At 67.9% G+C, this 12780-nt stretch carries 14 protein-coding genes; 12 read left to right on the top strand and 2 right to left on the bottom strand.

What is annotated here, in order from left to right; genetic code table 11:
• Positions 1 to 5: 5 nt before the first annotated feature.
• The gene (locus ACTIF2_RS05280; protein ID WP_439495991.1) at positions 6 to 773 is read right to left on the bottom strand and encodes a cytochrome c biogenesis CcdA family protein; all 768 of its coding nucleotides are present in this window, start codon (positions 771 to 773) and stop codon (positions 6 to 8) included.
• A 122-nt stretch (positions 774 to 895) separates the two neighbouring features.
• On the opposite strand from ACTIF2_RS05280, the gene ACTIF2_RS05275 reads away from it, so the two are divergent.
• Genes ACTIF2_RS05275 through ACTIF2_RS05265 form a run of 3 tightly spaced genes read left to right on the top strand, consistent with a single transcriptional unit; the run spans position 896 to position 2724 of the window.
• On the top strand, positions 896 to 1216 hold the full coding sequence (locus ACTIF2_RS05275; protein WP_439495990.1) for a hypothetical protein: 321 nt from the start codon (positions 896 to 898) through the stop codon (positions 1214 to 1216).
• The gene (locus ACTIF2_RS05270; protein WP_439495989.1) at positions 1213 to 1596 is read left to right on the top strand and encodes a metalloregulator ArsR/SmtB family transcription factor; all 384 of its coding nucleotides are present in this window, start codon (positions 1213 to 1215) and stop codon (positions 1594 to 1596) included. The genes ACTIF2_RS05275 and ACTIF2_RS05270 overlap by 4 nt, the downstream gene beginning before the upstream one ends.
• A gap of 30 nt (positions 1597 to 1626) precedes the next feature.
• The gene (locus tag ACTIF2_RS05265) at positions 1627 to 2724 is read left to right on the top strand and encodes a YeeE/YedE family protein (protein ID WP_439496072.1); all 1098 of its coding nucleotides are present in this window, start codon (positions 1627 to 1629) and stop codon (positions 2722 to 2724) included.
• A gap of 12 nt (positions 2725 to 2736) precedes the next feature.
• Here the strand turns inward: ACTIF2_RS05265 and ACTIF2_RS05260 are convergent, their stop codons facing one another.
• Complete coding sequence (locus ACTIF2_RS05260; protein WP_439495988.1) at positions 2737 to 3642, bottom strand: MBL fold metallo-hydrolase; 906 nt, start codon at positions 3640 to 3642, stop codon at positions 2737 to 2739.
• Between the two features lie 175 nt (positions 3643 to 3817).
• On the opposite strand from ACTIF2_RS05260, the gene ACTIF2_RS05255 reads away from it, so the two are divergent.
• The 9 genes from ACTIF2_RS05255 to ACTIF2_RS05215 are packed head-to-tail and all read left to right on the top strand — an operon-like array spanning position 3818 to position 12778.
• Positions 3818 to 4897: a substrate-binding domain-containing protein gene (locus ACTIF2_RS05255; RefSeq protein WP_439495987.1), complete on the top strand. Its 1080-nt coding sequence runs from the start codon at positions 3818 to 3820 to the stop codon at positions 4895 to 4897.
• Positions 4875 to 6164 (top strand): ABC transporter substrate-binding protein, encoded by a 1290-nt coding sequence (locus tag ACTIF2_RS05250; RefSeq protein WP_439495986.1) that lies wholly within the window; start codon positions 4875 to 4877, stop codon positions 6162 to 6164. Before ACTIF2_RS05255 ends, ACTIF2_RS05250 begins: the two co-directional genes overlap by 23 nt.
• A gap of 18 nt (positions 6165 to 6182) precedes the next feature.
• Positions 6183 to 7031, top strand: coding sequence for a carbohydrate ABC transporter permease (locus ACTIF2_RS05245; protein ID WP_439495985.1), 849 nt, complete (start codon positions 6183 to 6185; stop codon positions 7029 to 7031).
• A complete protein-coding gene (locus ACTIF2_RS05240) occupies positions 7028 to 7846 on the top strand; it encodes a carbohydrate ABC transporter permease (protein ID WP_439495984.1) in 819 nt (272 codons plus the stop codon). Before ACTIF2_RS05245 ends, ACTIF2_RS05240 begins: the two co-directional genes overlap by 4 nt.
• A 7-nt stretch (positions 7847 to 7853) precedes the next feature.
• The gene (locus ACTIF2_RS05235) at positions 7854 to 8918 is read left to right on the top strand and encodes an ABC transporter ATP-binding protein (protein ID WP_439495983.1); all 1065 of its coding nucleotides are present in this window, start codon (positions 7854 to 7856) and stop codon (positions 8916 to 8918) included.
• Entirely contained in the window at positions 8915 to 10192 is a 1278-nt protein-coding gene (locus ACTIF2_RS05230; protein WP_439495982.1) for an MGH1-like glycoside hydrolase domain-containing protein, read from the top strand. The genes ACTIF2_RS05235 and ACTIF2_RS05230 overlap by 4 nt, the downstream gene beginning before the upstream one ends.
• Positions 10189 to 11259: an amidohydrolase family protein gene (locus ACTIF2_RS05225; protein ID WP_439495981.1), complete on the top strand. Its 1071-nt coding sequence runs from the start codon at positions 10189 to 10191 to the stop codon at positions 11257 to 11259. Before ACTIF2_RS05230 ends, ACTIF2_RS05225 begins: the two co-directional genes overlap by 4 nt.
• Positions 11256 to 12362 carry an amidohydrolase family protein gene (locus ACTIF2_RS05220; RefSeq protein WP_439495980.1) on the top strand — a complete coding sequence of 369 codons (1107 nt, stop codon included), beginning with the start codon at positions 11256 to 11258 and terminating at the stop codon, positions 12360 to 12362. The genes ACTIF2_RS05225 and ACTIF2_RS05220 overlap by 4 nt, the downstream gene beginning before the upstream one ends.
• Positions 12362 to 12778 (top strand): Rieske (2Fe-2S) protein, encoded by a 417-nt coding sequence (locus ACTIF2_RS05215; protein WP_439495979.1) that lies wholly within the window; start codon positions 12362 to 12364, stop codon positions 12776 to 12778. Before ACTIF2_RS05220 ends, ACTIF2_RS05215 begins: the two co-directional genes overlap by 1 nt.
• Positions 12779 to 12780 lie beyond the last annotated feature (2 nt).

Raw genomic sequence — 12780 nt, 5'->3', positions numbered from 1 at the left:
TCCGTTCAGCCGATCGTGCCGAGAACCGGCATAGTCTGCAGCAGCCAGCCGGCCAGCGCCGGCATCATGCCTGTGATGAACAGCAGGCCGGTGACGACAAGGCCTGCGCCCATCGCCTTCTCGATGACGCCCATGTGCCGGCGAAACCGGGAAAGCCAGCTCAGGAAGGGGCCGGCGAAGACCGCCGCCAGCAGGAAGGGCAGGCCGATGCCGAGCGCATAGGATGCGAGCAGCAGCGCGCCGCGCGAGGCCGAGCCCTCCGCGCCGGCGACCATCAGCACCGTCGCCAGAACCGGGCCGACGCAGGGCGTCCAGCCGAAGGCGAAGGCGAGGCCGACGAGATAGGCGCCGAAAAGGCCGGCGGGCCGGCCGGAGGTCTGGAAGCGGGCCTCCCGGTAGAGGAAGGGGATGCGCAGCCAGCCGAGGAAATGCAGCCCCATGACCAGGATGATCGCGCCCGCGACGATGGCAAGCTTGTCGAAATGGGCCGTGATCCAGGCGCCGATGGTCGAGGCCGTGGCGCCGAGGGCGACGAAGACCGTGGCGAAGCCGAGCACGAAGACGGCCGCCATGGCGACGATGCGGCGGCTCTGCTCCGTGCTCAAGCGGCCGTCCGAACCGGAGAGTTCGCCGATTCCGACGCCGGCGAGGAAGCAGAGATAGGGCGGCACCAAGGGCAGCACGCAGGGACTGAGGAAGGAGAGCAGCCCGGCTGCGAAAGCCCCTGCGATCGAGATGTCGAACAAGGCTCGGCCCGCCAATTGTTTAAACATATGAATACGACTATGTTTGGCCAGTGAAAGCAATCGCGAAATGGTCGGGCCGCCATGCCGGGCTCGCAGCGCTGGCAGTCCTCGCCCTGGCGAGCCTGCCGCTGCGCGCGGCCGAATTGGTGATGTTCGAGCGCGAAGGCTGCATCTGGTGCGCCCGCTGGGACCGGGAGGTCGCGCCTGTCTATGCCAAAACGCCAGAGGGCAAGGCCGCGCCCTTGAGGCGCGTCGATCTCGGGACCACCCGCGCTGATGAGCCTGGGCTCGCTGCACCCGTTCGCTTTACGCCGACCTTCGTCCTGATGGATGATGGGCGCGAGATCGGCCGGATCACCGGCTATATCGGCGAGGATGCATTCTGGGGTTTGCTCGGCAAGATGCTTGCTGGCATGGACAGCCCCGTCCATCGAACCAGCGGCCAGCCCGCGACAATGGAAAGACCATGAGCGCGATTGTCTCCAAGGCCCTCGAGGCCGAGCTGCGCGACGGCGCCGAATTCTCGGCCGAGCTCGACCAGCTGATGCGCAAGGCCCGCAAGGCCAGCGATTTCCTGAAAGCCCTCTCGCATGAGAACCGGCTGCTGCTGCTCTGCCTGCTGGCCGAGCGCGAACGCACCGTCACCGAGCTCGAGAACATCCTCTCTCTGCGCCAGCCCATGGTCTCGCAGCAATTGGCGCGGCTCAGGCTCGACCAGCTGGTGACCACGCGGCGCGACGGCAAGGCGATCTATTACAGCCTCGCCAATGACGATGTCCGCCAGGTCATCTCGGTGATCTACGACATTTTCTGCAATCGGCCCGAGAATCCCGACAACCGGCATGGCTGACCGCCCTGCCATGCCGTGGCGCTGATTGCGATGGAGCCGCTGCCGGCCTGGGCCGTCACACTGATCGGTGTCTTCATTGGCGCAGCCTGCGGCTTCACCGCCCGGCGCGCGCGTCTTTGCTCCTTCGGCGCGATCGAGGATGCCTGGATGGGCGGCGATACGCGCCGGCTGCGCATCTTCGGGCTGGCGCTCGCGGTGGCGCTGGTCGGGACGCAGCTCCTGGTCGTGCTCGGCTGGCTCTCGCCGCAGCTCTCCACCTATGTGCCGGCGGCGCTGCCCTGGCTCTCGATCGCGCTCGGCAGCACGATCTTCGGGATCGGCATGGCGTTGGTCGGCACCTGCGGCTTCGGCTGCCTGGTCAGGCTCGGCAGCGGCGACCTGCGCAGCCTGATCGTGATGATGGTGTTCGGCGCCGTCGCCTACGCGACGCTCCGCGGCATGCTCGCCTCGTTCCGCATCGACGTGCTGGAAGCCCAGGCCCTGCCGATGCCCGGAGGCGTGCAGGGTGACCTGCCTTCGTTGCTCTCCTGGTTCGGCTTCGGCGACTGGCGTCTCGCGATCGTGCTCGTCGCGGCGGTCATCCTGATGCTCGCGGTACTGGCCGACAGGCGGCTGCGGCGCTCGCCCCGGCTGCTGCTGGCCGGGCTGACACTGGGACTCGGTGTCGTCGCCGGCTGGTGGGCGACCGGCGTCGCGATCGACGAGTTCAGCATGATCCCGCGGCCGCAAAGCCTGACCTTCGTCTCGCCGATCGGGCGGGCGCTCTACGCCGTGCTGACGAGCCCCATCGGCTTCCTCGATTTCGGCGTCGGCACGATCTTCGGCGTGACGCTCGGGGCCTTCGCCTCGGCGCTCTATGACCGCGAGTTCCGCTGGGAGGCGTTTGACGACCACCATGAGATGCGCCGGCACCTCACCGGCGGCGCGCTGATGGGTTTTGGCGGCATTCTCGCCGGCGGCTGCACGATCGGGCAGGGCGTCACGGCAGGCTCGCTGATGGCCTTGTCCTGGCCGCTCGCGATCGCCGGCATGATGCTCGGCGCGCGGATCGGCATCGCCTTCCTCGTCGAAGGAACGCTGCGCGAGATGCTGGCCGAGCGCTTAGGCCGAGGCCGCGCCGGAGGCTGATCTCCCGTCGACTCAGGCGCCCGCCGGCACGAAGCGGAAGGCGTTGCTCGTGCGTTCGACGGTGCCGATGCCGCCGCCGGGCAAATGATAGCCGATGACCCGCAGCTTCTCGTCCGCGGCGCGGCCGAGCGCCGTCTTGCGGCTCAGCACCGCGCGATCGGCGTCATGGTCGGATGCCGGCTTCCACTCCGGGTGCGCGAAGGACGCGACGGGATGGGTCGCGGCATCGCCGAGGACGAACAGCCTGTCGCTGCCTTGCCTGAGCTCGAAGGAGACATGCCCCGGGGTATGGCCGGGCGTCGCGACGGCTGCGATCCCCGGCAGGACCTCCTCCCCCGCGGCGAAGGTCTTCAACCCGTCCTGGAGGCCTTTCAGGATGCGCTGGGCTCCTGCGGCGAAGGCGTGGCGGTCCTCGGGCAGGCGCTCATAGACCTTCGCATCGGTCCAGAACGCGACCTCGTCCCTGGCGGCGAGCCATGCCGCGTTGGGGAAGGCCGGACTGTCGAACTCGTCGAGCGCGCCCCAGAGATGGTCCGGGTGCAGATGCGTGAACAGAACATGGGTCACGCTGTCGGGCGCGATGCCGGCGGCGTCCAGGCTCGCCGCCAGCTTGCCGCTGCCGGCGAGGAAATTCGCGCCGGCGCCGCAATCGAACAGGATCGTCTCCTTGCCGCGCTTCAGGCAGGTGACGTTGAGGACGGTCTGCGCCGGGCCCTTGCCGCCGGTCAACGCCTCGATCTGCGGCAGCGGCGTGTCGCGCGCGATCATCGAGAGCGGCAGCTGGAAGCCGCCATCGCTGAGGACCAGGATCTCGGCGTCGCCGAGCTGCGTGCGCGCCATCACCTGCGCGCGCGCCGGGCCGCAAAAAGACGAGGCCAGGGCGCCAGCGGCGCCAAACGTGAAGGTACGGCGGTTCATTCTCGAATCCCTCACATATTCCTATGAATGAATGTGACACTAGCAGAGGCCGGGACCGGTTGTCTTGCCATTTGCGCAGTCAGGCCAAGGGCATGGAGATCAGACGAAATACTGGTGTAATTGACATCCGAAACGTTTCGGAATAGCCGATGAAGCACGGATTAGGACAAGCTTCATGTCCCTTGCCAAACTGGCAAAGACCCTCAATCTCTCCGTGACCACCGTGTCGCGGGCTCTGGGCGGCTTCTCGGACGTGGCCGAGCCGACGCGCCGGCGCGTGCTCGCAGAGGCCGAGCGGATCGGCTATCGGCCGAATTCCTCGGCGCGGCGTCTGCGCAGCGGCTTGAGCGATGCGATCGGCATCGTGCTGCCGACCGGTCCGGGCCAGCTCGACGACCCCTTCTTCCTCAAGATGATCGGCGCGCTCGGTCCGCGCCTGGCCCAGGCGGGGCTCGACCTGATCGTCTGCTGCGCGCGAGCCGGCGCCGAGGAGCTGGCACTTTACCGGCAGCTCGTCACCAACCGACGGGTCGATGGGCTGATCGTGGCGCGCACGCGCCGCCAGGATGAGCGCATCGGCTTCCTCATCGACCATGGCCTGCCCTTCGTGGTGCATGGCCGCACCGAGGAGAGCCGCCCGCACGCCTATGTCGATGTCGACGGCGCGGCGGCTTTTCGCGAGGCGACCGAGCGGCTGATCGGCTTCGGCCATGAGCGCATCGCCTTCATCAACGCGCCTGCCCGCTACAATTTCGCCGCCCATCGCGAGGCGGGCTGGCGCGACGCCATGCGCGATGCCGGGCTCGCCATCGATGCCGCGCTGGAAGGCGAGGCGAGCGAGGAGAACGGCTTTCGGCTAATGCAGTCGCTGCTGCAGCGGCCAATGCGGCCGACGGCGGTGCTCTGCGCCACGGACAGGCTCGCGGTCGGCGCGCTGCATGCGCTCGCCCATGCCGGGCTCAAGGCCGGCAGCGACATGTCGGTGATCGGCTATGACAACCTGCCGGTCGCGACCTATGTCGCGCCGCCATTGACGACCTTCGACCCCGGGGTCGATGCCGCCGTCGCTAGAATGGTCGAGATGATGCTGGCGCAGCTCGGCGGCGCTACGCCCCAAGACATGGCGGAAGTTCGCCGCGCGGCGCTGGTGGCGCGCGCTTCGGACGGCCCCACACCGGAATTCGATGTCCAGAACGGCCAGAGCAAGAGCCGGCGCAAACGGGAGGTTAGCGATGAGAAGGATATCCGCTCTTAAGGCAGGCGCGCTCGCGGCCCTTGGCCTTGTGCTCGGCCTCGGCGCGCCGGCGCGGGCCGAGGTGGTGTTTCTGTCGACGCAGCTTCGCCCGATCGAATCGGCGCAGAAGATGCGCAGCGAGATCCTGAAGGAGTTCCCTGGCGGGGCCGAGTTCGTGACCGAGCAGCCGCCGCAGCTCGGCGTGCATATCCGGGCCGAGCAGGAGGGCGGCAAACACGTCTCCAGCCTGATCGGGGCGCTCCATGGCGAGCTCCAGCCGCTGGTCGGAACCGGCTCGCTGCTGCCGCTCGACGACCTGGTGGCGACGCTGGGCGATCGGCAGATCAACCCGGGCATGCTCGAGGCCGGCAAGCTCGGCACCAAGAACCAGATGTTCATCCCCTGGATGCAGGCGACCTATATCATGGCCGCCAACAAGCAGGCCCTGCCCTTCCTGCCGGAAGGGGCCGACATCAACGCGCTGACCTATGACCAGCTCGCGCAATGGGGCGCAAATATCCAGGCCAAGACCGGCAAGCGCATGCTCGGCTTCCCGGCCGGGCCGACCGGGCTGATGCACCGCTTCTTCGAAGGCTATCTCTACCCGTCCTATACCGGCGGGGTGGTGACCACCTTCCGCTCGCCCGAGGCGGTGGCGATGTGGACCAAGTTCCGCGAGCTCTGGAAGACGGTCAATCCGAACTCGACCAATTACGGCTTCATGCAGGAGCCGCTGCTCTCCGGCGACGTCTGGATCGCCTTCGACCATGTCGCGCGCCTGATCGATGCGCTGTCGCGCAAGCCCGACGAGTTCGTCGCCTTCCCGGCACCGTCCGGCCCGAAGGGCCTCGGCTACATGCCGGTCGTCGCCGGGCTCGCCATCGCCAAGGGCGCGCCGCAAGCGGAGGAGGCGAAGAAGCTGATCGCCTATCTGACGCGGCCGGATGTTCAAGTGAAGACGGCCAAAGCCGTCGCCTTCTTCCCGGTTGCCAAGGTCGACCTGCCGGCCGATCTCGATCCCGGCCTGAAGCTCGAGCTCGACGCGGTTCAGAAGATGACGAGCGCCAAGAACGCGCTGGTCAGCCTGCTGCCGGTCGGTCTCGACCAGCGCGGCGGCGAGTTCGACAAGGTCTATGTCGACACGTTCCAGCGCATCGTGCTGCGCGGCGAGGATCCCAAGGCCGCGCTCGACCGGCAGGTCGAGGCGCTGCGCCGGATCATCACCGAGACCAAGGCGCCGTGCTGGCTTCCCGACAAGCCCAGCGAAGGTCCGTGCCCGATCAACTGAGCTCCGAGTCGAACGCCGATGCGCCGGTCCAACGCTCTGCCCTATCTGCTGATCGCGCCCTCGGTGATCTTCCTCACGGGTCTGTTCCTGATCCCGCTGGGGCAGACCGCCATGCTCGCCTTCCAGCAGAACGGCGCCTGGACGCTCGGCAATTTCGGGCGCATGGCCGACGACCTCAACTTCTCGGACGCGGTCAGGAACACCTTCATGGTGGTGCTGATCGCGGTGCCGCTGCAGGTCGCGCTGGCGCTCGGCATGACGATGATGCTGCGCAAGGTCCGGCGCGGCCGCGACATCCTGGTCTGGATCTGGTCGATCCCGCTCGGGATTTCCGATCTCGCGGCCGGCCTCGTCTGGCTCGCGATCCTGACCGACCAGGGTTGGTTCAACACCATCCTGTTCAAGCTCGGCCTGATTGCGAGCCCGCAGGCCTGGCTGACCTACGAGACGCCGCTCGCGCTGCTCTTCGCCATCGTCGTCGCCGAGATCTGGCGGGCGACCGCGATCGTCTTCGTCATCCTGCTCGCCGGCGTGCAATTGCTGCCGAAGGAGTACGAGGAGGCGGCCGAGGTTTTTGGCGCGACGCCCTGGCAGCGCTTCGTTCGCGTCACGCTGCCGCTGCTGCGGCCGAGCCTGCAGACCGCGCTGATCCTGCGCACCGTGCTCGCCTTCGAGATGTTCGCGATGGCGCTGGCGCTCGGCGGGCGGAACTTCCCGGTCCTGGTGAGCGAAGCCTTCAACTGGCAGTATTTCAGCCAGGATTACGGGGTCGCCGCCGCCTATGCCGTGCTCGTCATGGCGATCTCGATCGCGGCGACGATCGTTTATCTTGTCGCCCTCAACGTCCCGGCGGAGCAGCGCGGATGAGCCCTCGCACCTCCCGCCTCGACCGCTGGCTGTTCCTCGCCGGGCTTGCCGTGCTCTGCGCCTGGACGCTGGTGCCGATCTACCTGCTGGCGCTCGGCGCGCTGGGCGGCCGCGACGTCGTCTCGCAATGGCCTAAGCCGATCCTGCCCTTCGACATCTCGCTGGAGACGCTGCGGACCTTCCTCGCCATCGACGGCGTCTGGCGCGCGACCTGGACGAGCATCAAGGCGGCGGCGATGTGCATGGCGATGGCGCTGCTGATGGGCATCCCGGCCGGCTACGCGCTCGCCCGCTTCCGCTTCCGGGGCTCGGGCGCCTACCGCATCATGATCCTGATGACGCGGGCCTTTCCGGTGGCGATCCTGGCCCTGCCGCTCGCGGTCACCTTCATCCGGCTCGGCGTCTACGACACGCCCTTCGGCGTCGCCCTCGTCCATGCCGTGCTGGCGACGCCGTTCGCGGTGCTGGTCTGCGCCAGCCTGTTCCAGGCGATCCCGCCGGAATTGGAGGAGGCGGCCTGGGTCTTCGGCTGCTCGCGTTTCACCGGCTTCTTCAAGGTGGTGCTGCCGCTCGCCTTTCCGGGCATCGCGGCGGCCTCGATCTTCGCCTTTGTGCTGTCCTGGAACGAGGTCTTCGCGGCCTCCGTCCTCACGGTCCGGCAACGGACGCTGACGGCCTATCTGCTCTCGGTGCTGTCGGAATCGCCGCTGCATCTGCAATTCGCCGGCGGGCTGATCCTGATCGTGCCCTCCGTGCTGTTCATCTTCCTTGTCCGCCGTCGCCTCTTCGCGATGTGGGGCATCGGCAACCGCTAGAGTCAGTATGGCGACGATCGAAATCGACGGCATCACCAAGCGCTTCGGCGAGGTGCAGGCGCTGGCCGAGGTGCGGCTCACCGTCGCCGACGGCGAGTTCCTGGCGCTGCTCGGCCCGTCGGGCTGCGGCAAGACCACCCTGCTGCGCATCATCGCCGGACTGGAAACCCAGAGCGCCGGGCGGGTGCGCATCGGCGAGCGCGACGTCTCCGACCTGCCGCCGCGCAAGCGCGGGCTCGCCATGGTCTTCCAGAACTACGCGGTCTTTCCGCATCTCACCGTGTTCGAGAATGTCGCCTTCGGCCTGCGCATGGCGGGAGCGTCGAAGGAGCGCGTCACGGCGCAGGTCGAGCAGGCGGCGGCGCTGCTGCATATCGAGGCCCTGCTCAAGCGCTATCCGGCCCAGCTCTCGGGCGGGCAGCGCCAGCGCGTCGCCGTCGCCCGCGCGCTCGCGGTCGAGCCGGCCGTGCTCCTGATGGACGAGCCGCTGTCCAATCTCGACGCCCTGCTGCGGCTGGAGATGCGCGCCGAGCTCAAGGCGGTGCTGGAGGCGGCGGGCACGACCACGATCTATGTGACGCATGACCAGACCGAGGCGATGGGGCTGGCCGACCGCATCGCGGTGATGCAGGCCGGCCAGGTCGTCCAGGTCGGCTCGCCGTCGGACATCTACGACCGGCCGAAGACCCGGTTCGTCGGCGGCTTCGTCGGCAGCCCACCAATGAATTTCCTGCGCCTGCTGGTGGAGGACGGGACAGTGACGATCGGCGGGTTGCGCCTCGATGCGCCGGCCGGTGCACCCTCCGAGGTCCTGCTCGGCCTGCGCGCCGAGGACCTGACGATGACGCAGGATGCGGCGCAGGGGCTGCCGTTCGAATTGCGTGTCGCCGAGCTGCTCGGCCCGCATGTGCTGCTCACGGGAACCGTCGCGGGCCAGTCGATGCGGGCCATGGTGCCGGCCGGCACTACAAGTGCCCTGCTCAAGCCCGGAACGGTGCTTCACCTGCGCCCCGATCGGGAGCGGATGAGCTGGATGAATGACGAAGGCATCGCGCTGGAGGCGCGCCCATGACGGCCCATCTGACGGAACGCGTGGCGAAGGCCCGCCGGATCCTCGCTCTCAACGATCGTGGCGGCTACACCGTGCCGACCGACCGGCTCTATCCCTTCCAGTGGAACTGGGATTCGGCCTTCGTCGCGATGGGCTGGGCGACCTTCGATACGGACCGAGCCTGGCGCGAGATCGAGCGGCTGCTGGAAGGGCAATGGGATAACGGGCTGATCCCGCAAATCGTCTTCCATGCCCCCTCGGACGATTATTTCCCGGGCCCGGACGTCTGGGGCACGCAGCAGGACCCGCCGACCTCCGGCATAACCCAGCCGCCGGTCCTGGCGACCGCCGTGCGGCGTGTCCTCGACGCGACGGAGGGCGACGAGTCGCAGGCGCGCGCCGCCGCGCTCTATCCGCGCCTCCTCGCTAATCATCGCTGGTGGGAGCAGGCCCGCGATCCCGGTCGGACGGGCCTCGTGGCGACGCTCCATCCCTGGGAAACCGGGATGGATAACAGCCCAGCCTGGGACGCGGCGCTCGAGCGGGTGCCGACCGAGACCGCGACCCCGATCCGGCGGCGCGACACGACCCATGTCGACGCCGCCTTCCGGCCGCGTGGCGCCGAATATCAGCGCTTCATCCATCTGGTCGATCTCTTCCGGGATGCCGGCTGGAAGCCCGAGCGCATGCTGGCGCTCTCGCCCTTCAAGGTGGCGGATATCGGCACCAACGCGATCCTGCTGCGGGCGGAGCGCGATCTCTTGGCATTGGCCCAACGTTTCGGCTCGCCCGCGGACGTCGCGACCATCGCGGAGCGGATCGAGCGCAAGGAGCGCGCGATCTCCGGTCTGTGGCACGCGCCGAGCGCCTTCTACCTCTCGCGCGACCTGACGGCGGAAGAGCCCATCGCGGTGCGGACCTCGGCCGGCTTCCTGCCGCTCTTCGCCGGGCTTGCCGAGCACGAAGCGGCGTTGGCGGCGCATCTCGCGCGCTGGCGCGGCCAGGGTCATGCGCTGGTGCCCTCGACCGATCCGGAGCACCCCGCCTTTGAGCCGCTGCGCTATTGGCGCGGCCCGGTCTGGGTGGTCGTCAACTGGATGATCGCCGAGGGCTTCCGCCTCGCGGGCAACGCCGTGATGGCCGCCGCGATCGACGATGCGACACGCGATCTGATCGGCGACGCCGGCTGGAGCGAATATTTCGACCCGGTGACGCGGCGCGGCATCGGCGGGACGACCTTCTCCTGGACCGCCGCGATCGACCTGATGCTGTCGAGCAAAGAGGCGACGCGATGACCCGGCCGACCATGGGCGCGATCGATTGCGACATCCATTCGGCGGTGCCGGGGCTTGCGGCGCTGCTGCCCTATCTCGACGAGCATTGGCGCGACGCCGCCAGCCAGCGCGGCGTGCATGATCTGGAATCGACCAGCTATCCGCTGCGGGCGCCGCTGACCTCGCGGCCGGACTGGCGCGTGCCAAACGGCAAGGCCGGCAGCGATATCGAGCAGGTCAGGCGGCAGGCGCTCGACGGCTTCGGCAGCCGGGCCGCGATCCTGAACTGTCTCTACGCGGTGCAGACCCTGTTCAGCGAGGATATGGGGGCGGCCTTCGCGCGCGCCGTCAACGATTGGCTCGCGAAGGAATGGCTCGACCGCGATCCGCGCTTCCGCGCCTCGATCGTGGTGCCGCTCCAGAGCCCGGAATTCGCCGTCGCCGAAATCGAGCGCTGTGCTGCCGACCGGCGCTTCGTCCAGGTGCTGCTGCCCTGCCTCAGCGACACGCCGCTCGGGCGCCGCAGCCATTGGCCGATCTATGCGGCGGCCGAGAAGCACGGCCTGCCGGTCGGCATCCATGCCGGCAGCACCTATCGCCACCCGGTGACGCCGGTGGGCTGGCCGTCCTATCTCACCGAGGATTACGTCAACCAGGCGCAGGGATTCCAGACCCAGCTCACCAGCCTGGTCTGCGAGGGCGTGTTCAACCGCTTTCCGGCGCTCAAGGTGGTCCTGATCGAATCCGGCTTCACCTGGCTGCCGGCCTATCTCTGGCGGCTGAACAAATACTGGCGCGGCCTGCGCATGGAGATTCCTTGGGTCGACCGGCCGCCGATCGATATCGTGCGCGAACAGGTCAGGCTGACGCTGCAGCCCGTCGATGCGCCGGTCGGGACCGACGACCTGATGCGCGTCATCGACCATATGGGCTCCGACGAATTGCTGCTGTTCTCCAGCGACTATCCGCACTGGCAGTTCGAGGGCGACGACGCGCTTCCGCCCGAATTGCCGGACAGCCTCATTCGCAGGATGCTGATCGACAATCCGCTGGCGACCTATGCGAGGATCAGGGAGGACCTGTCATGAACCTTGAGCTTCCGACGCGCCCGAAGCCCGATCAGGCGATCGTCCGTCCGGTGATCGCCGATTGCGACATTCATCCCTGCCTGGCCAAGCCCTCCGACATCCTGCCCTATCTGCCGAAACGCTGGCAGGAACATGCGCAGACCTATGGGATGCTGCCGCGCCATGGCTATCAAAGCGGGCCGGCCTATCCGAAGGGCCAGCCCGATGCGGCCAGGCTCGATTCCTGGCCGCCGGAGGGCCGGCCCGGCAGCGATCTGTCCTTCATGCAGAAGCAGCATCTCGACGCCAACCGGGTCGAGCTCGGCATCATGACCGTGATAGCGCCGGCCGCCGGCGCGGCGCAGAATCTCGACTACAGCGCGGCACTGGCGCGCGCGCTGAACGAATGGCAGGTCGCGGAATGGACCAGCAAGGACAAGCGCCTCAAGGCCTCGATCGTGGTGCCCTACGAGGATGCGGCGGCTGCGGCCGCAGAGATCGACCATTGGGCCGGGCATGACGATTTCCGGCAGGTGCTCCTGCTCAGCCGCACCGCCGAGCCGCTCGGGCAGCGGCGCTACTGGCCGATCTACGAGGCCGCGCAGCGCGCCGGCCTGCCGATCGGAATCCACGCTTTCGGCTATGGCGGCTATCCGGTCACCGGCGGCGGCTGGCCGTCCTATTACATCGAGGAGATGGTCGGGCATTCGCAATGCTGCCAGGCGTTGCTGACCAGCATGGTGATCGAGGGCGTGTTCGAACGCTTCCCGAAGACCCGCATGGTGCTGATCGAGGCGGGCCTGGCCTGGCTGCCCTCGCTGTCCTGGCGGCTCGACAAGCACTGGGCGCGGATGCGGAGCGAAACGCCGCATCTCACGCGCAAGCCGTCGGACTATATCCGCGAGCATGTCTGGCTGACGACGCAGCCGATGGAGGAGCCGGAGAAGCGCAAGCATTTCCGTGACATCGTCGACTGGATCGGTCCCGATCGCCTGCTCTTCGCCACCGATTATCCGCATTGGGATTTCGACGATCCGCTCTGGAGCGTGCCGGTGAAGCTCGATGAGGCGGTCCAGAAGGCGCTGTTCCTCGACAACGCCAAGAGGCTCTACGGAATCGCGTGATGGCCAAGCATGTCGTCGCGCCGGCGAGCGAGCTTTCCCCCGGCGAGCGCCTTGTCACCGAGGTGAACGGCCGCAAGATCGTGATCTTCAATCTCGGCGGCGAGTTCTTCGGCCTGTTCAACCGCTGCCCGCATCAGGGCGGCGATCTCTGCGCCGGCCGCACCACCGGGCTGGTCGAGGCCGGCGACGAGCCGGGCAGCTATCGCTATTCGCGGCGCGGCGAGATCCTGCGCTGCCCCTGGCACGGCTGGGAATTCGATATCCGCACCGGCAAATCACGCTGCGAGCCGGACCGGATTCGCGTCAGGAGCTATCCCGTCGAGGTCAGGCAGGGCGCTGACCTGTTCGACGGCCCCTATGTCGCCGAGACCGTGCCGGTCACGGTCGAGGAGGATTATCTCGTCGTCGAGGCGTGAGC

It is taken from the genome of Allobosea sp. (assembly GCF_051860145.1).
In the GTDB taxonomy this organism is placed as follows: domain Bacteria; phylum Pseudomonadota; class Alphaproteobacteria; order Rhizobiales; family Beijerinckiaceae; genus Allobosea.
This window is presented reverse-complemented; position numbering and strand designations above follow the sequence as displayed.